Genomic DNA, 22,352 nt, shown 5'->3' on the forward strand with positions numbered 1-22,352 from the left:
ATTTTCGTTTAGCCGAAAATACTTGTTATCATAAATTGCAATCTGCGCCAAGCCGCATAATATTAGTTTTATAAATCCGCTTCCTTTGAAGCGGATTTCTTTTTTACAATTACGCCTTTCCAGATTGAATTGTGATTGGTAAGCTGTACATTACTCTCACAGGTTTCTCGTTCATTTTACCGGGAATCCAATTAGGACATATACCTAAAACACGAACCACCTCTGTACCAATTCCGTATCCAATATCTCTTATGATTTTGATATTAGTAAGTCTGCCATCAAGTTCAACTATAAATGTAACGTAGACTTTTCCTTTAACATTATTTTTTTCAGCATCTAAAGGAATATTAAAATTGGTTCCCACAAATTTATAAAATTCGCCAATTCCTCCTGGAAAATCAGGTTTGGTAGTTATTCCTGCAGTATTATAAATTTCTCCAAATTCATCGCTGGCGATCAATTTTGAAGCTTCTGCTTGATAGTCTTTTTCTAAAACAGTAATTGTTTCATTATTCATTTTTACTCCTTGGCTGTTTACTCTAAATCCATATCTGTCGTAGTATTCTCTTTCTTTACCTTTTGTCACATAATAATGAACCTCATTGTTGATATAAATATAGCCGTCATTTGCAGGATTACCGTTAATGTCTATGGAGCCTTTATCATTAAAATAAAGACTACCAATTTTAGTAAAATCTTCATTCTTAATTTTTACAACCTCTAGTTTTTTTCTTTTTATAGTGTCACTTCGTCTTTCTGACTTTTCAATTTGCTGCAATTCACTTTTGGCTGTTGCAATCTTCTTATTTAAAATTGGTTGCTGTTGTACGATAGTATTGTTCTTTTCTCGTGCAACAGTTTCTATACATAAAGAAAATAATAGTGCTGCAAGTACTGGAGCAATTGCTATTTTCTTAAGTATTGAAATGTTTTTTGATGTGGTTTTTGTCATCATGAGTAATCGTTTTTTAGTTATTAAATAATTCAAATTACTGGCCAAGTAAAAAGTTTGGTTCTCGTTCGCTTTCGATAGTAATAAAGATTGGTAGAACGGAACATTGTTATAGGAGGTCACGACTTTCTCATCGGCAAGAAATTCGTGGTTGAGTTGTATGGCTTTTTTGTAAAAAATAAAAATAGGGTTGAACCAAAAAACAGTTTTCAATAGTTCGATGAATAAAATATCCAAAGTGTGTTTTTGGGTTACATGCGTTAATTCGTGAGTGTACAATTCAGCTTCAATTTGACGGTTGTTGTATTCCGTTTCGTTAATGAAAATCGTATTCAGGAAAGTATGTGGCAACGTTTTTTCGGGAACCAAAATCAATTTAGCATTTTTATATTCAATTGGTGTATTCAATTTCATTTTAGAAGAAATCTTGATGATATTACTGAAAAAACGTACCGCCAAAACGAGTGTTACTGCAGCATACAAACTCCATAATCCTATTTCCAAATAGTTGGTTTCCTCCAGTATTACAGCGCTTCCTTGCAGTATCTGTATATTTCCCGGATTGACTGTAGGTTGTGCTATTTCCTGAATGACTTCAATAGTTATGAATGGAATCACCATCGAGAAAACAAGACTGAACAACAAGTAAAACCTATTGAAAACGTGTATTTTTTCTTTTTCCAAAAACAAATAATACACTGCCAGTAGCACGAATAAAGTAATTGTCGATTTGATTAGAAAGTCGGTCATTTTTTCTTTTTTAAAATTTCACTGTCTATTATTTTTTTGAGATCTTCCAATTCCGTTTGCGATAAATTGGTTTCGGTGGTAAAGAAAGAGGCGAATTGTGATGCCGAATTGTTGAAGAAATTACTAATCAATCCGTTGACGTGTTTCGAGAAATAATCGGTTTTTTTGACCAAAGGATAATATTCCCGAGAGTTCCCAAATTCATTGTAGGCTACAAATTGCTTATCAATCATTCTTTTCAATAAAGTAGCAATGGTTGTGGTTGCGGGTTTTGGTTTTGGATAAGCTTCAAGCAAGTCTTTCATGAAGGCTTTTTCGAGTTTCCAAAGGTGTTCCATTACTTGTTCTTCGGCGTTCGTTAGTTGTTGCATGTTTATTTTTTATTTGGTGCACATTTCTTGAATGGGTATTCCTTTTTCATAGATTTTGGTGCCTAGCAAAACGCCTTCGGAGTCATAAAATGTCCATTCTCCTGTGGGTAGCCATTCTATTTTTGAATTTATAATGGCTTTATCAGAAAATCCTATTTGTTGAATTTTTCCAGTATTGTGATATTTGATGACGTGGCAACTATTTTTTTTATATTTTTCTTTAGAAAGTAGTCGATCGCTCATAAATTCTTTCCAAGTTCCAATTTTATCTCCTTTTTTGTATCTTCCTGTTGCGACAGATTCGATGTTCATGAATTTTTCGGTTTGGATCCATTTTCCAGTTTTTAATCCGTTTTTGGTTTGATTAATTTTGCAGCTGGTTAGGCTTATACATATTAAAAGGATTATAATTATATATTGATTTTGATTTTTCATTTCTACAGATTAAAACATTGCTCTACAAATGTAGAATAAAAATTGAAATAAACAAATTTTAAAGAAAAAATATTTTGATAGTCAGCGGTTTGCGTTAAGGATGGAAGTGGAAATCCTTTTTATTTTTTTGTTTTAAAAAATAAAAAGATTGAGAACGGACAGCCTGACCACGCTAGAACGGTAGTGAAATGGTGGAAACGCCCAAAAAAAATCCGCCCTGTTTAGAGCGGATTTAGTTTTTAATGAAAGGAATTTATTTTGACAACTCCACAAAATATTTGTAAAACAACGGAATGGTTTCAATTCCTTTGAGGTAATTGAAGATTCCGAAGTGTTCGTTTGGCGAGTGAATGGCATCGCTGTCCAGACCAAATCCCATTAGAATAGTTTTGCTTTTTAGTTCTTTTTCGAATAACGCTACGATAGGAATACTTCCTCCGGAACGCACCGGAATTGCGGGAACGCCAAAGGTTTCAGTATACGCCATGTTTGCGGCTTTGTAGCCAATGCTGTCTATTGGGGTTACGTAACCTTGTCCGCCATGATGTGGTTTTACTTTTACGGTAACGCCGGCAGGAGCAAGGCTTGTGAAATGTTTGGTAAACAATTCGGTGATTTGTTCCCAATCTTGATTTGGAACCAAACGCATCGAAATTTTAGCGAAAGCTTTGCTGGCAATTACTGTTTTGGCGCCTTCTCCGGTGTAACCACCCCAGATTCCGTTGACATCCAGTGTAGGACGAATGGAATTTCTTTCGTTCGTCACATAACCTTTTTCGCCATAAACGTCATTAAGGTCTAGTGCTTTTTTATAGTTTTCTAAATCGAAAGGCGCTTTGGCCATTTCAGCTCTTTCTTCCAAGGATAGTTCTTCTACATTATCATAGAAACCAGGAATGGTAATGTGGTTGTTTTCATCATGAAGCGAAGCAATCATTTTAGCCAACACATTGATAGGATTGGCAACAGCACCTCCGTATAATCCAGAATGTAAATCGCGATTTGGTCCCGTAACTTCAACTTCTACATAGCTTAATCCACGCAAACCTGTTGTAATTGATGGTTGCTGATTAGAAATCATTCCGGTATCCGAAATTAAAATCACATCATTTTTTAGTTTTTCCTGATTGCGTTCCACAAACCAACTCAAACTTTTGGAACCAATTTCCTCTTCGCCTTCAATCATAAATTTCACGTTGCAAGGCAAAGTATTGGATTGAACCATATATTCTAATGCTTTTACGTGCATGTACATTTGGCCTTTGTCATCACAGGATCCACGGGCAAAAATGGCGCCTTCAGGATGAATTTCGGTTTTCTTGATTACGGGTTCAAAAGGTGGAGAAGTCCATAATTCGAGTGGATCTGGTGGTTGCACATCATAATGTCCGTAGACTAAAACGGTGGGTAATGCTGGGTCTATGATTTTTTCGCCATATACGATTGGATACCCTGGAGTATCACAAATTTCAACAAAATCACAGCCTGCTTTTTCTAAACTGGCTTTTACGGCATCAGCTGTTTCAAAAACATCGTGAGAATAAGCGGTGTCAGCACTTACGGATGGGATTTTTAATAATTCGATTAACTCGTTGATAAAGCGGTCTTTGTGTTCTTGAACGTATGCTTTAATATTTTCCATTATTTGAATTTTGTTTATATTTCAAAAGTACAAAAAAGAGTATGAATAATTTTTATCAAAATTGTTTTGAAAATTGGAAGTTAAGTGTATCTTTGCACCCACAATTGCGCGGATATGGTGAAATTGGTAGACATGCCAGACTTAGGATCTGGTGCCGCAAGGCGTGTAGGTTCGAGTCCTATTATCCGCACAAATATTAAGACTTAAATAGCTGTAAATCAGTTTTTTAAGTCTTTTTTGTTTTATGTATTCCCCTAAGAACAACCCCGTTTCTTAGTTCTGTATGTAAATTAACCTATTTTAATCTAAAAATACTTTCCTGCTACAGACTCTTCTCAAGAAAATATCTACCCTGCTGGATTGTATCATAAAATTACCATTATACTATATATTAGTTCCAATTCATTTTTCACATTCTACCAGATTATTGCAGATACTGAATCTTAATATTTACTAAGCTTTTAGTGTGGTGTGGTTTCTTGCTCTCAATTGTCAATATTCGCTTTATATTTCAAGAAAAATCTCTATCAATTATTTGAAAAACTATTTAGTTTCTAGCTTTGAAACTGAAATGGATTCAAAATTGGGGGGATAGGGGCAAAACACGACTAGTGGGAGGCTTATATATTATAGGACTAATCATAAGGATATGCGTAAAATGTTTTTCTGGCGGAAGTACATAAATTACTAAGGCGTACAAACAAAATCTATATATTTGGGATATTGTTTGCAAATAAAAATTCCACCATGAGTTTAGCAATTACAATTGTATTGAAAAGAGAAGAAAAAAATAATTATGGGAGAAACAGAAAATAATAATTTAAGCATAATAAATACTGACGACAAGACATACAATTTAGAAAATACCGAAGAAGCAATAGATTTTTTAGTTTATGCCCTAAACGGCAAATATTATACTTTGTTTACTGATTTCGTTTTTGGTCATTTAGGTATAAATTTTTATCAATATCTCGAATCATTGAAAGATGGCGACAAAAATATTTTAGTGGTTTTAAATGATGTCAGTCCTTTTTTTGACTTGATTGTAGAGGATTTTGAAAACAATAATATCTTTTATAAATACATTTATTCACATCCTTCTAGTGACCTAGTTAAAAAACAAAAAATCAATAAAATAATTGATGGTTTGAAGAAAACATTAGATTACAATTTTGACTTTCATAGCGCATCCATATTTAGGAACATGTATGTAGATATGTCCCCTGATTTCTATAAACTAGCTTATGAAAAAGAGTTTTCATTTGCATACATATATTTTTGTGTTACCTTTAAATTGATGTCCATTTATGATTATATACATAAAGAGTTTTACTCCTTTGTTGAAGAGAAAAATAAATTCGACTATTTCTATTCTCATAAATATAAAGATTTTATAAAAAACAAGAATGAGAAAAAAGTAGTTCAAACTAATATTAAAGAAACTCCTATTGATATTTGGAAAAATGTTTTTTATAACGACAAAGATTTTGAAAATTTCAGATATTATCTAAAACATGAAATAAATGATGAGTATAATGATTTAAGTTACCTTTTTCATAGATTAAAAAGAGATGGAAAAATGGTAAAAATTAAGCATAAGCAATTTATGGAATGGATGTTTAATAATGGCTTAATAAAAGAATTCATCTACGACAAACTTATTGAAAAAAACAGTTTCTCTACTAAAGCAGAAAATCCTGATCGAATTAGAAAGTACGACAATGTCTTTAAAAACTGATTTCCGATTTTTCGGAATTTTTCAATTATTTCTCGGAACTCCACGAGTCTATATTTGCACTATAAAATGACAACGAAGTCATTTGTAAATGTATATGAAATGATAGACAACAAAGAAAATTTATTAGTCCAACTAAGAGTTAGTGACTTAGAACAGTTAATCAAAGATGCTGTAAAAGAAGAAATCACAAAGATTACTAAGGTGATTCAGCTCAACCCTCAAATTGAAGCTCCGGAACTTCTAACTCGGGAAGAAGTTGCTAAGATGCTTAAAGTATCTTACACGACACTTTTTTTATGGAATAGAGATAATATACTTGAAGCCAAAAAAATTGGAAAAAGAGTATTCTATCAGAGGAGTGTTATTATGGATAAATTTAACACTTTAGCATAATGAGAGAGGATGAAAATTTGTTGTTAATCCAGCTAAAAGTTAGCGACTTACAACAGCTAATCAAAAATGCAGTTAATGAAGAACCTCAAAAAGAGAACAAAATTATTCTGTTAAAACCGAAGAGCGAATTTCAAGAAGTTCTAACTCGAAAAGAAACGGCGAAGTTTCTAAACATCTCTCTTAGCAAATTGGACCGCTTGAAGAACAACGGAAAACTCCCAGCCCTAAAAATCGAGCATCGGGTATACTATGACAGCAATATGCTTTGGGGCAAATTTTGGAGTGGCGAATTTTGGAGGCCATCTTCAGAAGGCTATAAAGCCCCCTTTTAAATCCTTTTATGTTGTCTGTTTTCTAGAAACAGGCAAAATATAGGACTACTTCACAGGGACAAATCTGTCCAAACTTAATCTTTTAAATAACAATACATAGCGGTATAGCCATATCGTAGTGGCTCTGCTATGTCAAAAAAATAGAATAAAGAAATGAAAACATATTATATACTAAAACCAAAAAAACTAAACCTTGAATATTTGGTCAATAAATACAAACCCAATTTTAATTTTGACTTTGACCGTGCCTATCTAATTGTTCATTTAGTGATGCTATTAGGTCATGAAAAAGATAATTTGAGCAAGGTGGGGCTGGATTCAAGATTTTTGGAGCGATTAATAGGTCGGAATTACCACCAATACATCGATTTTTTGCTTGAGAATAACAGCGGAACAGGTAATATTTTGAACGGTTATCGTTATGAAGTTGGAAAAAACCCATTTGAGTATCGATTAACTGATTATTATTTCAATGGAGGTTTTGAACTCTATACTATCACTGATTACAAACTAATCAATAAGTATAAGCAAAAATTCGTAAACACTTCAAATAATGAGGCGATAAGACTCAATTATTACTTTCTAACTAAGTATTTCAATAATGGGAAATTAGCCGTTTCTAGCCCCTCTGATGCGATAGAAGAAGCAAATTCTCTAGTAAAAAAGAAACGCCTTAGGAACGCCAAAAACATAGTAAATATAATGAACGGAGAGCATACAATAACCTTGAAAACAAAGACTGATGGGAGAGTTCACTCAAACATTACAAGGCTGTCGAAAAAATCCCGTAAATATTTACAGTATCAGGGAGAATTCTTGGCGGAGGTCGACATTTCCTCAGCCGTTCCTTTCTTTCTTTATATTACTATGGGCTATTACCTTAATAAAATTTTAAGTAAATTAACCGATTACCAGTATTCTAATAGTATCATTTATATCTTCGATAAAATCACGGGAGACCTAGATAAAACGGAGCTTCAGGAGTTTGGACATGCTGTTAAGAGCGGTAAGCTTTATGAGCAATTTAGCAACTTGATTTTAGACCAATCTTTTTATGAATCCGAGGGAAAGGACTATAATAAAGTATTGAAATATTACCAATACAAATTCAATAAGCAGTTTAACCATTATTTTGATGGTGACCTTAAAGAACTTAAAAAATTTGCTAAAAAGGGGCTACTATCTATGTTATTTGCGAAATCAAGTTCTTATAAATTTGAACAATTAGTATTTAAAGAATTGTACCCAACAATTCATAAATTTATCAATGAATTTAAAGATGCTCAAAGTGAAGAATTAAATTGGAATTTAGACAATAGACACAAGAAATTGTCTTATTTATGCTTTCAGTTTGAAGCAAAGGTTATGATAGATAAAATAGCCCGAGAATATGATAAATTACACAAAGGTAAGATTCCAGTGTTTACGCTCCACGATTGCATTCTGACCACCAGTAGCAATGTGGTGGAATTAAAAGAGTTTATGAAAAGCCAGTTCAAAGAATTGCTTGGAGAATCGCCAAACCTAACAATAGAATACTCTGAATTAGATACTAAAAATAAAATTGCTTCATAGAAGTATAGAACCCGTCTATTGAATTATGTAGATAGAAGCAGAACTAGGTTTTGTGTCAGTTCTTAACTCTAAATCATGGAAATATACATGATTTTAAGCTCCCTGACAAGTCTTCTCAGTAGCGATGAATAATGACGTTTTAGTTAAATTTTAAGCCCTCATAGCTCACGAAATATGCCCGTCCATTAATATTAGGCGGAGCATATTTTTGGTGGGGGTCACGGATACCGATGGTATTGTCTAAATCATACTTGATTATTGAGGCTTATATTGTCTTCTAAGCTAGATGAATGCACTTGGCGGTTAGCTGGAGCTTTATCAATTCCATTTATATGTAAAGAATAATTAAAAACAAGTCATTTTAGATATATAAGAATAATTCGTTACTTTAGTAAAGAACTAAAGCTATGATTATGAATTGGGAAGCGAAAATTATCACTCATAATAAAGAAAAAAGAATAACTGTCTTTTTTGAAAAAAATGTTGAATTTATAACTCGAATAAAAAAGCTGGAAGGTTCTCGGTGGAGTCAAACATTACGTGTTTGGCATCTTCCAGACACCATCGAAAATAGAGAACGATTTCAATTAGTTCCACTTTCAAACTCATTACCATCAGATGAAGGAACAGAACAAATAAAGAAATTTATGCAATGGCTATCATCTAAAAGATACAGTCCGAACACCATCAAAACATATTCAGAAGCCTTAAAATCCTTTTTGATATTCTATAGAGAAAAACCCATTGCCGAAATCACTAATGAGGATGTAATTGTTTACAACAACGACTATATCCTTAAAAATAATCTTTCTTCTTCATATCAAAATCAAATCGTCAATGCTATTAAATTATTTTTTACAACTATAAGGGGGACTAAAATAGAGATTGACAAAATACATCGTCCCAAACGTGCCAAAATATTACCCAATGTTTTGAGTAAAGAAGAAGTCAAATTGATTTTAAATGCACATTCCAACATCAAACACAAAACGATGCTTTCATTGGTGTACAGTTGTGGTTTGCGTAGAAGTGAACTTTTAAATCTAAAACCAACTGATATTGATTCTAAAAGGGGAATTATAATCATCCGACAAAGCAAAGGTAAAAAAGACAGAATTGTTCCATTATCTATTAAGATTTTAGCAATGCTTAGGGAGTATTATATAGGTTATAAACCCAAAACTTGGCTCTTTGAAGGACAAATAGAAAATACAAAATACGATGAACGTAGTTTGTCAAATGTACTGAAACAAGCCTTAACAAAAACTAAAATAAATAAGCCAGTAAGTTTACATTGGCTGAGACATAGTTATGCCACACATTTATTAGAAAGTGGAACGGATTTGCGGTATATACAAGAATTATTAGGTCATAACAGTAGTAAAACCACAGAAATTTATACGCACGTTAGTACGAAAAATATTCAACAAATAAAAAGTCCATTTGATGATTTGTAATGTTTTTTTTATATTTTAGCTAAACAAATAACAGCACCTTTTATGGCACAAAGCCCTCCATATTTGGGTGAATTGGAGCTATTTAATGGCTGGTATATACAAGTTGTAGGCAACCCTAACCAAACAGAACGCATAAAGAAAAATAGAAAATTATTAGTTCACGTATAAAGGTCAAAAGAGAAAGGCATTTCGATAAACCGAAATGCCTTTTTAGTGTATTATACTTTATCAATAACCAATTTATATGTTGGGTCTTCCATAATATTCACATCAATTATCGCTTCTGCCTTATTCAGTAATTTTATGCAATCTTTACTTAAATGTCGTAAATGTACTTTTTTGCCAATTTTATGGTAACGATGCGTAATAACATTCAACGCTTCAATGGCTGACATATCTGCAACTCGACTTTCTTTAAAATCAATAATCACTTCATTTGGGTCGTTTAATACTTCAAACTTTTCAGAAAATCCTGCAACCGAACCAAAAAATAAAGGCCCAAAAATTTCATAATGTTTAATGCCATTTTCGTCTACATATTTTCTTGCACGAATACGTTTTGCATTTTCCCAAGAATATGCCAAGGCAGCCAAAATGACACCAATCAAAACCGCGATTGCCAAATTGTGTGTAAAGACAGTAATCAAAGTTACCAAAACCATCACAATAACATCAGACCAAGGCATTTTTTTAAAAGTTTTTAAACTTGCCCATTCAAATGTTCCTATAGCAACCATAAACATCAAGCCTACCAAAGCAGCCATAGGTAACTGAACAATCAAATCAGAACCAAACATTATAAATATCAACAATGTTATTGATGCAACAATTCCTGCTAATCTTGCTCTTGAGCCTGCTGAAATATTAATCAAACTTTGTCCCAACATAGCACAACCACCCATTCCAGACAAGAAACCAGAAGCAATGTTTCCTATTCCTTGTGCTACACATTCTTTATTACCACTTCCACGAGTTTCAGTAATTTCATCAATCAAATTCAAACTTAATAAACTTTCAATTAAACCAACTCCAGCAACAATACACGCATAAGGAAAAATGATTTTCAAAGTAGCAAAGTCAAAAGGAATATTGGGTATAGTTAAAGGCGGAAATCCTCCTTTTATACTTTCACCAGCATTGAGTGTATCACCAACAGTCATTGTATCAACACCAAAACCAATTACAATACCAGCAACAACTAAAATTGCAATTAAAGAAGAAGGTACAACTTTGGTTAGTTTTGGCAATCCCCAAATAATAAACATTGTTAATAAAGTTAATCCTAACATAATAAGCATAGAAGAACCTTCTAACAAGTTATGCGTTCCTTTTTGATAAAAATTAGGAAATTGTGCCATAAAAATTATTATCGCTAAGCCGTTTACAAAACCAAACATTACCGGATGTGGAACCAATCTTATAAATTTTCCCAATCGCAAAACTCCTGCTAAAATCTGTAAAATGCCTGCTATAATGACGGTTGCAAAAACATATTGAAGGATTGTTTCCGAAGTAATATCAGGAAAAGCAGTACGCAATTCTAAAATCAAGCCAAGAAAAATGACAGCAATAGCACCAGTTGCACCCGAAATCATTCCAGGTCTTCCACCTAAAATGGCTGTTACTAATCCCATAACAAATGCCGCATACAATCCTGTAAGTGGCGAAAATCCTGCAATCATTGCAAACGCAATTGCTTCGGGAACAAGAGCTAAGGCAACTGTTAAACCCGATAAAATTTCTGTTTTATAATTTACCTTTTGCGATAAATCAAATAAGTTAAATACTTTTTTCATAAAATAATATAAATAGTTTGTGATGCAATTTCATATACTGAAAAAGCATCGAATAATTTTTCGATAAATAGTTTTGGAAATAATTCCTCGATTTAAAGACTATAAATCAAGGCGGAGTAACTTTAATAAATGAAGTAGTGTTTTTCATAATAATGGTGCAAAAGTAACCTTTGTAGACAAAAAAACAAAATCAAGTGGGTAAAATTGTGAAAAAAGGGCAGCCTACAACATCGGTTTTGCAAGATTGCGAATTTTCTGGTAAATTCACGTTTACGTTTCGCAAGAAATTTTATCTTAGCGGAAAGTAATCGGTAACGAAGTTCGCAACCTCGCAAAGCCGAGAACCGTTAGCGGAAACCCTTGGAGAACTCAAGAAAAAATGAGTAAAATAACTTAATCCTATAATAATGTTTGATTTTCGTTTACAAGTATTTCACAAAGTAGCAAAACGACTTAATTTTACAAAAGCTGCCGAAGAATTATTTATTACGCAGCCAGCAGTTTCAAAACACATACAAGAAATTGAAAGTTTTCTGAAAACTAAACTTTTTGAAAGAAATGGCTCAAAGGTAAAATTAACAAAAGCAGGAATTATATTATTTTCTCATACCGAAAAAATATTTGAAACCTATCGTAATTTAGAATTTGAAATTAATTCTCTTTCTCAAAATTTCAACGGAAAATTAAGAATTGGTGCGAGTACAACAATTGCTCAATATCTTTTACCTGAAATTTTAGCATCGTTTCATAAAAAATTTGACCAACTTATCGTTTCTTTAGAAGCTAATAATACAGAACAAATTGAAATTGCGCTGCAAAAAAATGAAATTGATTTGGGTATTATAGAAGGAAAATCCAAAAAGGCCTATCTAAAATATACTGAATTTGTCAAAGACGAAATTGTTTTAGTTTCAAATAGCACAAATCCTCTCTCAAAAAGACAAAACATTACTATTGATGAGCTAAAAAACATTCCTCTCTTGTTTCGCGAGCAAGGATCAGGAACACTAGAAGTTATTGCACATCATTTAAAATCTTTGAATGTAAAAATTTCAGATTTAAAAATTGAAATGCAATTAGGCAGCACTGAAAGTATTAAAAATTATATACTTCACAGCAACACTATGGCTTTTATATCATTACATTCCATATACAAAGAACTTAAAGAAAATAAATTTACAATAATAGATGTTCAAAATTTATCTATCGAAAGGAGTTTTTACTTTATCCAACAACAAGGTCAAGTTGAGGCTTTACCCGAATTATTTATGAAATTTGCCAATCATTATAACTTTAAGTAATGACGCATAACTTTTTACAATTTCCAACATATCCTTTATTTCCAGAAATTTGTACCAACAATAATATATAAAGTAAGATGGAAAATCAAAAAGGATTCAAAAATTTATTAGACAAAAGTATAACCACTAGAGAAGTGATTTTTTTATTAGCAGTTGTATTCTGCTTGTCTCCATTAATATCACCGCCAATTGCCTTACTTATGGGTTTAATAATTGCGCAATTTATTGGACATCCATATTTACATCTAAATCATAAAGCAACTCATATATTATTACAGGTTTCTGTTGTTGGTTTGGGCTTTGGAATGAATGTTACAAGTGCATTAAAAGCGGGTAAAGAAGGTATTTTATTTACAATAGTTTCTATTATTGGAACATTAGTAATTGGTTTCTTTATGGGTAAGTTTTTAAAGATAGAAAAAAAGACTTCTTATTTAATATCAGCTGGAACAGCCATTTGTGGTGGAAGTGCTATTGCTGCTATTTCTCCTGTAATAAAGGCAGAAGAAAAACAGATATCGGTTGCATTAGGAACCATATTTATTCTAAATTCTGTAGCCTTATTTTTATTTCCTTTTATTGGGCATCAGTTAAATTTATCACAATCACAATTTGGAATGTGGTGTGCAATTGCTATTCACGATACCAGTTCAGTTGTAGGTGCAGCAAATAAATATGGTCCGCAAGCTTTAGAGATTGCTACAACTGTTAAATTAGCACGAGCATTATGGATAATTCCTGTTGCTTTTTTATCAACTTTTATTTTTAAAAATAAAGACAGTAAAATAAAAATTCCTTACTTTATTGGATTATTTGTTCTTGCAATGATTGCAAATACCTATATTCCTTTTGTTCAACAATACAATCATTATTTAACAAATTTTGCAAAAGCAGGATTAACGCTTACCTTGTTTTTAATAGGATGTGGATTGAACAGAAAAACAATATCTTCTGTTGGATTTAAACCATTAATTCAAGGTGTAATTCTATGGGTGATTATAGCAACTGCTGCACTTTGGGCTGTAACAACTTTAACAAACTAATAAATTAAAAATATGAAAAATGAATTCAAAATTGGAATGTTAATACTATTCTTTAGTATTATTGCTACCAAAACTCAAGCGCAACAAATCTTTGACGGCAACATAAAAAATAATTCTTTAGCAATAAGTCCAACCGAAAATATTGCATTAGCATCAAACAGCGACGTAAATTTTGTAAGTGTTTATAATCTAAAATCTCGTAAATTAATAAAAAAGATATTTGGATTCATTAGTCCAAGAAACATCATTTTTTCGCCTGATGGAATGAAGTTTTACATCACTGACAGCAGCACCGGATTTTTAACTGTACTGGAAACAAAGAAATTTAAAATCATTGAAAAATATGCAGTAGGCTTTGGAGCATTTGGTTCAGCAATTAGCAACAATGGTCAAGAAATTTATATTAATAATGAGGCAACAAATACAGTAACGGTAATTGACCTTTCAAGTAAATCGGTAAAAAAAATAATAACAGGTTTTGCCGAACCAAGACAAGGTATTAAATTAAACGCAACAAATACAAAGATTTACGTGACCAATTTTGCCAGCGACGCTATTTCGGTTGTGGACGCAGCAACTTTAAAAATCGATACAACTATTACTGGTTTTAGCAAAATAAGAGCTATCTCTATTACTAAAGATGGTGAAACATTATTTGCTGCTAATAGTGGTTCCAATTCCATTGCAGTAGTTAATTTAAATACAGGTATAATCGCTAAAACAATTTCTGTAGGCAAAGATCCTTATGGCGCATCATTATCTTCAGATGAAAACATTTTATTGAGTGGAAATAAAGAAGATAATTCTCTTTCAATAATTGATGTACCAACACTAACTAATATTGGAGTGATAACAGGATTTAATGAACCAAGACAAGCGATTGTTTACTCTAAAAACGGTAAAAATGTATTTGTACTAAACAAAGATTTATCTATTAGTGTAGTTAATCTTTCTGAAAAGAAAATAATATATAGTATTCAGAATTAATAAATTTCCTAAAAAAGGTAAAAGGGCTATCCGCTAACAGCCGTTTCTCGCAATTGCGAATTTTGTGGTAAGTTCACGTTTGCGTTTCGCAAGAATTTTTATCTTTAACAGAAAATAATTCGTTCCGAAGCTCGCAACTGACGAGAAGCGGCGGAACGTTAACTGCAAGCTACAATCTTTGCGCTTAAACCAATCGAATTATTAAATATGGATAACGAAAATCATAAACTTCCTGAAGGTTGGACTGAAACAAAAATTTCAGAAAATCTATATGTAACTCATATTCCACAAAAGCAGATAGACGAATGGAAAGTTCAACCGTGGAAAAAAGATAAAGTCACAGAAATTCTCAAAAAAGACGGCTTCATTATTAAGCCAGATGGACGATCTGGAACAATTTATTACGTTGAAAAAGAAAGATTATGTGAAATTGAATTCGAAATTTCTGGAGTGAGTCAATTCGACATACTTATTTATTTTGATTCTTTAAATAAATGGTCGCTACCAAATAATACCGAAATGCATATCTCTGAAAAAAATGACATCAGAAAGGAATTAATTATTTGGCTTGAAAAAGAAAAAATTAGAGCCGAATTATAAAGCCAGCAGTTAACAGCGGTTTAGCACAATAGCTACAAATCAATAAAAATCACGTTCGATTTTCCGCTGGAAAATCTTATCTTAACAAGAAATAATCGTTCACGCAGCCGCTACTGTGCCAAGCCGCGGAACGTTATAGGCTATGCTGAAAAAAAAACGAACAGAAAATAATTATGATGGACTTAATTTTTGCCAAACTCTTCGAAGAATATATCCGAAAAAATGACCCTGCAAAATTTAAAATTGTCGCATATATAAGCATATTTTATTTTTTCTTGGCTTTCGTTATTTTTTTACCGATAATAACATTTCTTGAACACAAAGTATTTATAAATGAAATCCAAAATAGAAAGACAATTATAAAGATTGGTGTGTTTTCGCTTTTATCAATAATATTTTATTTGGTTCATTATACTTATATAAAAAACAAACGCATATATAAATTAGTTGCCAAATATAAATCGAGAAAAATAAACAAAACCTTTTTTTATTTAATTGTAATATTATCACCTGTAATGCTTCTAATATTGGCAGGGACAATAACAGTATATTTAAACGGTGGCGAAATATTGGGAACCGAAATAAAAAGTTTATTAGAGTGAAATTTAAGTGTACAGAAAAAGCACAGCCTATAACAGCCACTACAACGGATTTGGGCATTGGGCTTAATGGAAAGATGGTTTTGTATTTGGGATGATTTGGCAAATCCGAAAATAGGGCTTAATTTAGTCCCAAACCCGCTGTAGTGCCAAGACGTTGTGCGACATAATCGAAAAACCGAAAAATGAGAAACCGAAAATTTCTAATTCTACTTTATTTAGTTTTCATAAGTATAAATTCCAACGGACAAACTATTTCGGATTTATCGCTAAAAATTTGTGATTCAATTAATTCACATAAGAATGTTGAATCTGACACAATTTTATTAAAACAAGCTGAAATATATTCGAAATTACTAACAGAATATTTACTGAATAATATAAAAAAAAATCCTAAAAATTACATAACTGACTATAATTGCTTAAATTATAAACTAACAAGAGAATTAAACAAAACTTGTAAATCATTTAAAATCAACAAATCATTTATTTTACCTTTTTCAAATCTTGTAGAAATTGATTCAATTTTTACAACAGAACAAAGCAAAGAAATTAATGAAATAGCTAAAGAAATTAGAAATAGAAACCGAATGGAAATCGTAATTTTATCAATTGACGAATTGTATCCAAATAAAAATATCAACGAATTTTCACACAATAAACTAATAGATTGGAAAATCGGAGGCGTTTTTGAAAAAAGCGGTGTAATTATAGTTTTTAGTAAAAAATTAAGATTGGTGAGAATATCAACAACGTATATTTCAAAAAAATACTTAACTGACGAAAACTGTGATAAAATCATAGCGGAAATAATGATTCCGAATTTCAAAAATGATAACTATTATGATGGAATATATAAATCACTAATTGAAATAATGAGCTTGACTAAATAAAATTACGATCGCACAACAGGTACTACAACGGATTTGGGCATTGGGCTTAATGGAAAGATGGTTTTGTATTTGGGATGATTTGGCAAATCCGAAAATAGGGCTTAATTTAGTCCCAAACCCGCTGTAGTGCCAAGACGTTATCTGTAATCATAGAAAATCGATGAAATCAACTTTAGTAATTCTTTTAATGTTTGCATTTATATCATGTAAAAATTCAAATGATATTTCATTAGTTGTAGAAAGTATAAACAATTGTCCTGAAGGTTCCAATCAAATCGAAGTTGATCAGAAAGCATACTTTGACCAAAAATCTAAATCTTTGATAATCTACATTGGCGAAAATTATAATAAAAGTTTACAAAAATGGATAATTCCACTTTCTGTACTTACTCCAGAAAATGTGTCATATCAAAATAACGGTTTTCCAACAGTATTAACTGCGATTCCAAACGGTTTAAAAAAAATTAAATATTTTAAAAACGAAATTGAAACTGACAGTGTAAATGAATTTGTTTATAATATTCATGATTATTGCATGGATAAAAAAAATATAGATATGTTTATCCAGAATTACAGAAATGGAATTAGCAAAATAAGAAATGACTACAGATAACAGCGGTTTTGCCGGATTCAGGAATTCGGCTTAATTTGAAGTTGGTCTTGTACTTGAATTAAAAGTGATAATCCGAAAGAAAAATCTTAACTTACTCCCAAAACCCGAGCAAAGCCGAGGGACGTTGGCATACATTTAACTTCACCAAACATATGAAAAACAACATTTTATTAATTTTAGGTCTTTTGTTTTTTACAGTGAATTGTAATTCTCAAACTAAATATAACGAGAAACTTAAAAAAGAATTACAAACTATCCTTTTTACAGACCAAATTTATCGTGAATTCGCTGACAATAATACAATTAAAGAAAGAAAAGAGGAAATTGCAAAACTTACAAATACAACTGTAGAAATTCTTTATCAAGATATTTTCAAAATTATTGAACAAACTGACAAAGAAAATTTCGAAAAAGTAAAAATTATTGTTAAGAATTATGGTTATCCTGGGAAATCTTTGGTTGGAGTTCCAGAAAACACTGCTGTCTTTTACGTAATTCAACATAATCCTGACAAAATATCTGAATATTATCCAATTATTGAAAAAGCTGGAAAAAATAATGAAGTGCCTTTTAATTTAGTAGCAATGATGTTGGACAGAAAGTTAACAGGAGAACATAAAGAACAAATTTATGGGACACAATTAGCAATGAAACAAATAACTAACGAAAAAACAGGACAAAAGAAGAACTTCATTTACGTTTTACCTATTGAAGATTCAATAAATGTAAACAAGCGTAGAATGGAAGCAGGTTTTGATACAACCGTGGAAGAAAATGCAAAGAGATTTGGTATTGAGTACAAATCATATACTTATGGAGAGCTTGATGCAATTAAATAATAAACGCCTGCCAACACACGCTACAAGCAATTTGGATATTAGGCTTAATTTGAAGTTGGTTTTGTATTTGGAAGATTTGGCAAATCCGAAAAATGGGCTTAATTTAGTCCCAAACTGCTTGTAGCGCGGGAACGTTGTGTGCAATTTTTACGTACAATAGAAACTATGCTTAAAAAAATAATATTCCTATCAATTCTATATGTAATGACAATTAGTTGTCAAGAACGAGACTATTTAGTAAAAGATGATAAGGTTTATATGTTAGGTTGGAATGAAGGAAGTGGAAATTATAAAAGATTAGTTGCCAACGCAGATGCAAAAACTTTTAAAAAAATAGAGTTTAATTGCGACTGCGATTTTCTTTTCGCAAAAGATAAAAGTCATCTTTTCATTGATGGAGAACTTATCAAAAATATTGACCCAAACACTTTCACATTTGTTGGCAATTATATCTTTAAAGATAAAAATTCAGCCTATTTTTTTGGCTTTTACGATAATCTAAACAGTTGTGAAATAAGTGGCGTTGACCCAAATAAAATTGAGCTTATTAGTTATCCTTGGGCTAAAGCGGGGGATATTTTAATTCATGGAAATGACACAATAAAACTTAATGACATAATTGATTTTAAACCGATTGATGAACATTGGGGAAAGACAAAAGTTAAAGTTCTAAATGAGAATGAAATTTTACCAGATGCTGATCCTGAAAGTTTCATCGTAAAAAGCAGTTTCGCAGGTTATGATAAAAAGCATGAATTTGAGTTTGGGAAGATCAAAAAATAAAACTGCACACAACAGCGGTTTCGCAAGATTTGGGTTTTAGGCTTAATTTAAAGTTAGTTTTGTATTTGGAAAATTAGTGTTCAACCGAAAAATAAATCTTAATGTAGTCCCAAACCTCGCTAAGCCGCGGGACTTTACCGGCTAGCTTAGCACAAACTAAGTTACAAAAATTCATATGGAAGAAAATCGAATTTTAGATTCTATCAGAAAAGAAAAACTTCAGTTAGATTACTTTGAGAAATTTATATACTTCAAAGTTTCATTACTATGCTTTTTTATTAGCATCATTTCTTTCACTCAAGGTTTTCAAAGTTTCTCAAATTTTAAATCCAATGAAGTGACTACAAAAGTTAGCCTTATTTTTCTAGTTCTAAGTATGGTTTCATTCGTAGTTAAATTGTTGCGCTTAAAATTAATACGCGTGGAATTTACAATCCCGAACGCAACCGAAAGTATATTAAACTTAGCTAAAGAAAGAAATTGGGAAATCGAATTGAAAAAAGAAAAACTTATCATCTTGAATAAAATACCAATTAAGGGTTATGATGATTATATTACTTATAACAGAAACGAAGGAGAAAAAATATACGTCTTTTTTAATGGAAAGCAAGTGCTTTTGAGAAGTATTGACAATATAGACAATTTTGCTTTTAAAATTCAGAATGGTGAAAACTCAGCAAACGAAAAAGCAATACTTAATAGAATAAAGCCAGCCGGTAACAGCCACTACAACGGATTTGGGCATTTGGCTTAATGGGTAATTGCCCTTTAAAAATCAAACTTGTGTTTTCTCAATAGACCAGAAAACTGACATATCTTTTTAAATTCTTTTTTTAGAGCCAAGTTCATCTTATTATAATGGTAATCGTGTGCATAGAAAGCCATTTCTAAAACGCATTTCTTTAAGACATTTAATTGTTCCCAATCAGTTCTGTTTGATTCCCACACTTCTCCGTCAGCTTTTTTCCAATCTTCTATGTTTAGGTTTTCAAAATCTTCTCTGCTTCTCTGGATGCTTAGCCTCTTGATTTCTAAGATTAAATCATCTATGGTTTTACCTCTATAATCTATTCCTTTATTTATGAGTTCCTTGTTTATGACATCGAAAGAGGAATACACACTGATTAGGTCTCCATCTTCATTGATATAGCTATTATTAATTCTATTCTTGATTAAAAGGTAAAATCTTTCCTCCAGAGGAAGACTTAGTAGTTTGCCAATTGTCATGATTAAATTCTATTATTAATATAAAACCGTTCCAAACCATTTAATTTCTTCTTTTCTCTAAAAGGAATCAATAATATAAACTTTGCAGTAGTTTGAATAGTAAATAAGTGATTTGGATTTCCTGTGCTAAAAGAAGCTCCAGCAAAGTTTAGATTGCTGTCAAAAAAGATTAATTGAAAGGGAGTTATGCCTGTCAAATCTAAAAATGAATTTAACTCAGTGTGTACAACTGAAATAAAATAGGTTTGTTCTAAATCAATTTCATTGTTTCTTACAACGGTTGTTGAGTGATTTTTGGATAATGCGATTGCATAAATAGTTTGAGCTTCATTTTCAAACTTTAAGGTAATAGAATAATTATTCATATAACATAACAATTTAAGGTTAAACTATAGTTATGCCGTGAAAATGAAAATAAGATTGTGGATTCTCAAAACATTTTGAACGACTGTCCCGCATTCTAAACCACCTTTGTATTGAGCTACTACTAGGTTGGTAAGTCTTCAAATTGACTTTCTTGATGCTTTGCAAATGTTATAAATTTTAATTGATTAAAATAAATAATTTTTAGATTAATTTTAAAGACTTGGTGAGTCTGAATTAGTAAGCTGTTGTTGTTTCCAAAAGGCTTTTAATTTTTCTGCATATTCTTTTGGTGTAATTTTAATATATCCTAAAAATTGTTTTTCGGTCAAATGTCCAGTTATTTTCATGATGGTAAGGGTGTCAATTTTACCATATAGGAGTGTGGCAAATGTTCTTCTGCAAATGTGAGAGGACACTAATTCGTGTTTTGGGTATTTGCTAAAAGTTTTCCTGTGTATTGTTTCTTTCTTGCCATTAACCTTAATCTCTATTTCTGTCATTTTTGCTCCCTCGGTTTGCTCATCCAATCCCGCAATTTTAGCCACTTCTTTAACGTAAACATTGAATTTCTGGTCGCTTATCTGCCGTGGAAAATTTCCATTTCTTTTCTTTAGTATTTCTTGTACTTGTTTATGAATAGGAATAATTACTGGAAATTCAGTTTTTTCAGTTTCTTTATAAATGAATTCATCATCAATATGCTCTTTTGTTAGTTTTAAAAAATCTGAAATTCGTAATCCAGTTCGTAGCCCAATTATAAACCAATCTCGAGTATTGTCTAAATAATCTTGCTCAAATTTGGTGTTGTATATTAAATCAATTTCATCTTCTTTTAAATATATATCCTTTGTTTTGTTGCTGGGGGAATAAAATTCACTTAGTTTAAACTCATTAGAAACGGTTATTCCTTTTTTATCTGCATTACCACAAAATAATTTTACATCATCGATATATCCCCCAATAGTGTTTTGATTAAGTTTCTGTTCTTTTTCAAGATAAGAAGTAAAAGCATTATGAAAGGTTAAGTCAATTTCTATGAATTTTAATTTAACGCCTACGAATTTTTCAAAAGCAATTACTTTGTTTAAGGTGGTGTTGTAGTGCTGTATTGTTCTTGGCTTTATTGGTGTTCCTTTGCGGTTTCTTTTGGTCTTGGACTCTTCAATAAAAGAACTGATATAGTTTGTAAAAAACAGGTTTTCGTTAATTTCTTCGTTTTTAGTTTCCCGATTAAAGAAAATGTCAATTTTTTCTTTGAGCCATTTAGAATTTATCAGAATTAATTTTTCGGCAAGTTTGGTGTCTTCATATTCCTTACTTATGTAGGCTTTAAATTCTTTTAGTTTTACATTTAAATCTTTGAAGCTTACTTCTTTTGTAGTTAGTATTTCTTGTTTTATATCGCTCCATCGTCCTTTTGGCACTTGAATACCTGTAGAGGTTTCAATGTCGAATTGTTTTCCCTGTTTGAACCTAAAAAAAATAGTGTTCCAATCATTATTAGTCTTCAATCTAAACTTGCCAGTTGCCATGATTTATTTTTTTATCAAAGATAAGAATAATATTGCATTCCCCTAATAACTACCCCAAATTTAGTTGATGAATGTTTATGTCGTGAAATTCATCTAAATTAACTTTGTTTTAAAGTATTGTATTTGTT

The 22,352-nt window shown here is 31.5% G+C and carries 23 protein-coding genes, 1 tRNA gene and 1 riboswitch; of the genes, 16 read left to right on the forward strand and 8 right to left on the reverse strand.

Features of this window, described 5'->3' with window-relative positions:
- Window positions 1-109 precede the first annotated feature (109 nt).
- The 4 genes from IWX80_RS07080 to IWX80_RS07095 all read right to left on the reverse strand — a co-directional run bounded on the left by IWX80_RS07080 (window position 110) and on the right by IWX80_RS07095 (window position 4,150).
- The gene (locus tag IWX80_RS07080) at window positions 110-1,702 is read right to left on the reverse strand and encodes a M56 family metallopeptidase (RefSeq protein WP_196852777.1); all 1,593 of its coding nucleotides are present in this window, start codon (window positions 1,700-1,702) and stop codon (window positions 110-112) included.
- Window positions 1,699-2,073, reverse strand: coding sequence for a BlaI/MecI/CopY family transcriptional regulator (locus IWX80_RS07085; protein WP_121363828.1), 375 nt, complete (start codon window positions 2,071-2,073; stop codon window positions 1,699-1,701). The genes IWX80_RS07080 and IWX80_RS07085 overlap by 4 nt, the downstream gene beginning before the upstream one ends.
- A gap of 9 nt (window positions 2,074-2,082) precedes the next feature.
- On the reverse strand, window positions 2,083-2,385 hold the full coding sequence (locus IWX80_RS07090; RefSeq protein WP_196852778.1) for a hypothetical protein: 303 nt from the start codon (window positions 2,383-2,385) through the stop codon (window positions 2,083-2,085).
- Between the two features lie 376 nt (window positions 2,386-2,761).
- A complete protein-coding gene (locus tag IWX80_RS07095) occupies window positions 2,762-4,150 on the reverse strand; it encodes a dipeptidase (RefSeq protein ID WP_196852779.1) in 1,389 nt (462 codons plus the stop codon).
- A gap of 108 nt (window positions 4,151-4,258) precedes the next feature.
- Here IWX80_RS07095 and IWX80_RS07100 point away from each other — a divergent pair.
- The 6 genes from IWX80_RS07100 (at window position 4,259) to IWX80_RS07125 (ending at window position 9,645) form a co-directional block, all read left to right on the forward strand.
- Window positions 4,259-4,340, forward strand: a tRNA-Leu gene (locus IWX80_RS07100).
- Window positions 4,341-4,946: 606 nt separating this feature from the next.
- Window positions 4,947-5,888, forward strand: coding sequence for a hypothetical protein (locus tag IWX80_RS07105; protein WP_196852780.1), 942 nt, complete (start codon window positions 4,947-4,949; stop codon window positions 5,886-5,888).
- A gap of 99 nt (window positions 5,889-5,987) precedes the next feature.
- Window positions 5,988-6,281: a helix-turn-helix domain-containing protein gene (locus tag IWX80_RS07110; RefSeq protein WP_196852781.1), complete on the forward strand. Its 294-nt coding sequence runs from the start codon at window positions 5,988-5,990 to the stop codon at window positions 6,279-6,281.
- Window positions 6,281-6,613 carry a helix-turn-helix domain-containing protein gene (locus IWX80_RS07115; protein ID WP_196852782.1) on the forward strand — a complete coding sequence of 111 codons (333 nt, stop codon included), beginning with the start codon at window positions 6,281-6,283 and terminating at the stop codon, window positions 6,611-6,613. Before IWX80_RS07110 ends, IWX80_RS07115 begins: the two co-directional genes overlap by 1 nt.
- Before the next feature lie 153 nt (window positions 6,614-6,766).
- Entirely contained in the window at window positions 6,767-8,188 is a 1,422-nt protein-coding gene (locus IWX80_RS07120) for a hypothetical protein (RefSeq protein ID WP_196852783.1), read from the forward strand.
- Between the two features lie 413 nt (window positions 8,189-8,601).
- Window positions 8,602-9,645, forward strand: coding sequence for a tyrosine-type recombinase/integrase (locus IWX80_RS07125; protein ID WP_196852784.1), 1,044 nt, complete (start codon window positions 8,602-8,604; stop codon window positions 9,643-9,645).
- Between the two features lie 218 nt (window positions 9,646-9,863).
- Here the strand turns inward: IWX80_RS07125 and IWX80_RS07130 are convergent, their stop codons facing one another.
- Window positions 9,864-11,441, reverse strand: a complete 1,578-nt coding sequence (locus IWX80_RS07130) for a SulP family inorganic anion transporter (RefSeq protein WP_196852785.1) — start codon at window positions 11,439-11,441, stop codon at window positions 9,864-9,866.
- A 407-nt stretch (window positions 11,442-11,848) separates the two neighbouring features.
- Between IWX80_RS07130 and IWX80_RS07135 the strand changes: the two genes are divergently transcribed.
- The 10 genes from IWX80_RS07135 to IWX80_RS07180 all read left to right on the forward strand — a co-directional run bounded on the left by IWX80_RS07135 (window position 11,849) and on the right by IWX80_RS07180 (window position 19,853).
- Window positions 11,849-12,742 carry a LysR family transcriptional regulator gene (locus IWX80_RS07135; RefSeq protein WP_063742749.1) on the forward strand — a complete coding sequence of 298 codons (894 nt, stop codon included), beginning with the start codon at window positions 11,849-11,851 and terminating at the stop codon, window positions 12,740-12,742.
- A 77-nt stretch (window positions 12,743-12,819) separates the two neighbouring features.
- Window positions 12,820-13,785, forward strand: coding sequence for a YeiH family protein (locus IWX80_RS07140; protein ID WP_196852786.1), 966 nt, complete (start codon window positions 12,820-12,822; stop codon window positions 13,783-13,785).
- A gap of 12 nt (window positions 13,786-13,797) precedes the next feature.
- Window positions 13,798-14,772 carry a beta-propeller fold lactonase family protein gene (locus IWX80_RS07145; protein ID WP_196852787.1) on the forward strand — a complete coding sequence of 325 codons (975 nt, stop codon included), beginning with the start codon at window positions 13,798-13,800 and terminating at the stop codon, window positions 14,770-14,772.
- A gap of 207 nt (window positions 14,773-14,979) precedes the next feature.
- On the forward strand, window positions 14,980-15,372 hold the full coding sequence (locus tag IWX80_RS07150) for a hypothetical protein (protein ID WP_196852788.1): 393 nt from the start codon (window positions 14,980-14,982) through the stop codon (window positions 15,370-15,372).
- Window positions 15,373-15,545: 173 nt separating this feature from the next.
- Window positions 15,546-15,974 (forward strand): hypothetical protein, encoded by a 429-nt coding sequence (locus IWX80_RS07155; protein WP_196852789.1) that lies wholly within the window; start codon window positions 15,546-15,548, stop codon window positions 15,972-15,974.
- 182 nt (window positions 15,975-16,156) lie between these two features.
- A complete protein-coding gene (locus IWX80_RS07160) occupies window positions 16,157-16,864 on the forward strand; it encodes a TPM domain-containing protein (RefSeq protein ID WP_196852790.1) in 708 nt (235 codons plus the stop codon).
- A gap of 160 nt (window positions 16,865-17,024) precedes the next feature.
- On the forward strand, window positions 17,025-17,477 hold the full coding sequence (locus tag IWX80_RS07165) for a hypothetical protein (RefSeq protein ID WP_196852791.1): 453 nt from the start codon (window positions 17,025-17,027) through the stop codon (window positions 17,475-17,477).
- 152 nt (window positions 17,478-17,629) lie between these two features.
- The gene (locus tag IWX80_RS07170; protein WP_196852792.1) at window positions 17,630-18,316 is read left to right on the forward strand and encodes a DUF6624 domain-containing protein; all 687 of its coding nucleotides are present in this window, start codon (window positions 17,630-17,632) and stop codon (window positions 18,314-18,316) included.
- A gap of 204 nt (window positions 18,317-18,520) precedes the next feature.
- Window positions 18,521-19,099 carry a DKNYY domain-containing protein gene (locus IWX80_RS07175; protein ID WP_196852793.1) on the forward strand — a complete coding sequence of 193 codons (579 nt, stop codon included), beginning with the start codon at window positions 18,521-18,523 and terminating at the stop codon, window positions 19,097-19,099.
- A 175-nt stretch (window positions 19,100-19,274) separates the two neighbouring features.
- A complete protein-coding gene (locus IWX80_RS07180; RefSeq protein ID WP_196852794.1) occupies window positions 19,275-19,853 on the forward strand; it encodes a hypothetical protein in 579 nt (192 codons plus the stop codon).
- A 14-nt stretch (window positions 19,854-19,867) separates the two neighbouring features.
- On the opposite strand, the gene IWX80_RS07185 is transcribed toward IWX80_RS07180, so the two are convergent.
- The 3 genes from IWX80_RS07185 to IWX80_RS07195 form a co-directional block, all read right to left on the reverse strand.
- Window positions 19,868-20,326, reverse strand: coding sequence for a hypothetical protein (locus IWX80_RS07185; protein WP_196852795.1), 459 nt, complete (start codon window positions 20,324-20,326; stop codon window positions 19,868-19,870).
- 2 nt (window positions 20,327-20,328) lie between these two features.
- Window positions 20,329-20,691 carry a hypothetical protein gene (locus IWX80_RS07190; RefSeq protein ID WP_196852796.1) on the reverse strand — a complete coding sequence of 121 codons (363 nt, stop codon included), beginning with the start codon at window positions 20,689-20,691 and terminating at the stop codon, window positions 20,329-20,331.
- A gap of 61 nt (window positions 20,692-20,752) precedes the next feature.
- Window positions 20,753-20,855, reverse strand: a riboswitch (SAM-I-IV-variant riboswitch).
- A 49-nt stretch (window positions 20,856-20,904) separates the two neighbouring features.
- Window positions 20,905-22,224 carry a site-specific integrase gene (locus tag IWX80_RS07195; RefSeq protein ID WP_196852797.1) on the reverse strand — a complete coding sequence of 440 codons (1,320 nt, stop codon included), beginning with the start codon at window positions 22,222-22,224 and terminating at the stop codon, window positions 20,905-20,907.
- Window positions 22,225-22,352: the final 128 nt, after the last annotated feature.

This window comes from Flavobacterium sp. CAN_S2, from assembly GCF_015752255.1.
Classification (GTDB): Bacteria; Bacteroidota; Bacteroidia; order Flavobacteriales; family Flavobacteriaceae; genus Flavobacterium.

Coding starts and splice junctions, on each gene's coding strand:
- IWX80_RS07080 (WP_196852777.1), bottom strand. CDS start 1,702: ATGACCGACTTTCTAATCAAATCGACAATTACTTTATTCGTGCTACTG.
- IWX80_RS07085 (WP_121363828.1), bottom strand. CDS start 2,073: ATGCAACAACTAACGAACGCCGAAGAACAAGTAATGGAACACCTTTGG.
- IWX80_RS07090 (WP_196852778.1), bottom strand. CDS start 2,385: ATGAACATCGAATCTGTCGCAACAGGAAGATACAAAAAAGGAGATAAA.
- IWX80_RS07095 (WP_196852779.1), bottom strand. CDS start 4,150: ATGGAAAATATTAAAGCATACGTTCAAGAACACAAAGACCGCTTTATC.
- IWX80_RS07105 (WP_196852780.1), top strand. CDS start 4,947: ATGGGAGAAACAGAAAATAATAATTTAAGCATAATAAATACTGACGAC.
- IWX80_RS07110 (WP_196852781.1), top strand. CDS start 5,988: ATGATAGACAACAAAGAAAATTTATTAGTCCAACTAAGAGTTAGTGAC.
- IWX80_RS07115 (WP_196852782.1), top strand. CDS start 6,281: ATGAGAGAGGATGAAAATTTGTTGTTAATCCAGCTAAAAGTTAGCGAC.
- IWX80_RS07120 (WP_196852783.1), top strand. CDS start 6,767: ATGAAAACATATTATATACTAAAACCAAAAAAACTAAACCTTGAATAT.
- IWX80_RS07125 (WP_196852784.1), top strand. CDS start 8,602: ATGAATTGGGAAGCGAAAATTATCACTCATAATAAAGAAAAAAGAATA.
- IWX80_RS07130 (WP_196852785.1), bottom strand. CDS start 11,441: ATGAAAAAAGTATTTAACTTATTTGATTTATCGCAAAAGGTAAATTAT.
- IWX80_RS07135 (WP_063742749.1), top strand. CDS start 11,849: ATGTTTGATTTTCGTTTACAAGTATTTCACAAAGTAGCAAAACGACTT.
- IWX80_RS07140 (WP_196852786.1), top strand. CDS start 12,820: ATGGAAAATCAAAAAGGATTCAAAAATTTATTAGACAAAAGTATAACC.
- IWX80_RS07145 (WP_196852787.1), top strand. CDS start 13,798: ATGAAAAATGAATTCAAAATTGGAATGTTAATACTATTCTTTAGTATT.
- IWX80_RS07150 (WP_196852788.1), top strand. CDS start 14,980: ATGGATAACGAAAATCATAAACTTCCTGAAGGTTGGACTGAAACAAAA.
- IWX80_RS07155 (WP_196852789.1), top strand. CDS start 15,546: ATGATGGACTTAATTTTTGCCAAACTCTTCGAAGAATATATCCGAAAA.
- IWX80_RS07160 (WP_196852790.1), top strand. CDS start 16,157: ATGAGAAACCGAAAATTTCTAATTCTACTTTATTTAGTTTTCATAAGT.
- IWX80_RS07165 (WP_196852791.1), top strand. CDS start 17,025: ATGAAATCAACTTTAGTAATTCTTTTAATGTTTGCATTTATATCATGT.
- IWX80_RS07170 (WP_196852792.1), top strand. CDS start 17,630: ATGAAAAACAACATTTTATTAATTTTAGGTCTTTTGTTTTTTACAGTG.
- IWX80_RS07175 (WP_196852793.1), top strand. CDS start 18,521: ATGACAATTAGTTGTCAAGAACGAGACTATTTAGTAAAAGATGATAAG.
- IWX80_RS07180 (WP_196852794.1), top strand. CDS start 19,275: ATGGAAGAAAATCGAATTTTAGATTCTATCAGAAAAGAAAAACTTCAG.
- IWX80_RS07185 (WP_196852795.1), bottom strand. CDS start 20,326: ATGACAATTGGCAAACTACTAAGTCTTCCTCTGGAGGAAAGATTTTAC.
- IWX80_RS07190 (WP_196852796.1), bottom strand. CDS start 20,691: ATGAATAATTATTCTATTACCTTAAAGTTTGAAAATGAAGCTCAAACT.
- IWX80_RS07195 (WP_196852797.1), bottom strand. CDS start 22,224: ATGGCAACTGGCAAGTTTAGATTGAAGACTAATAATGATTGGAACACT.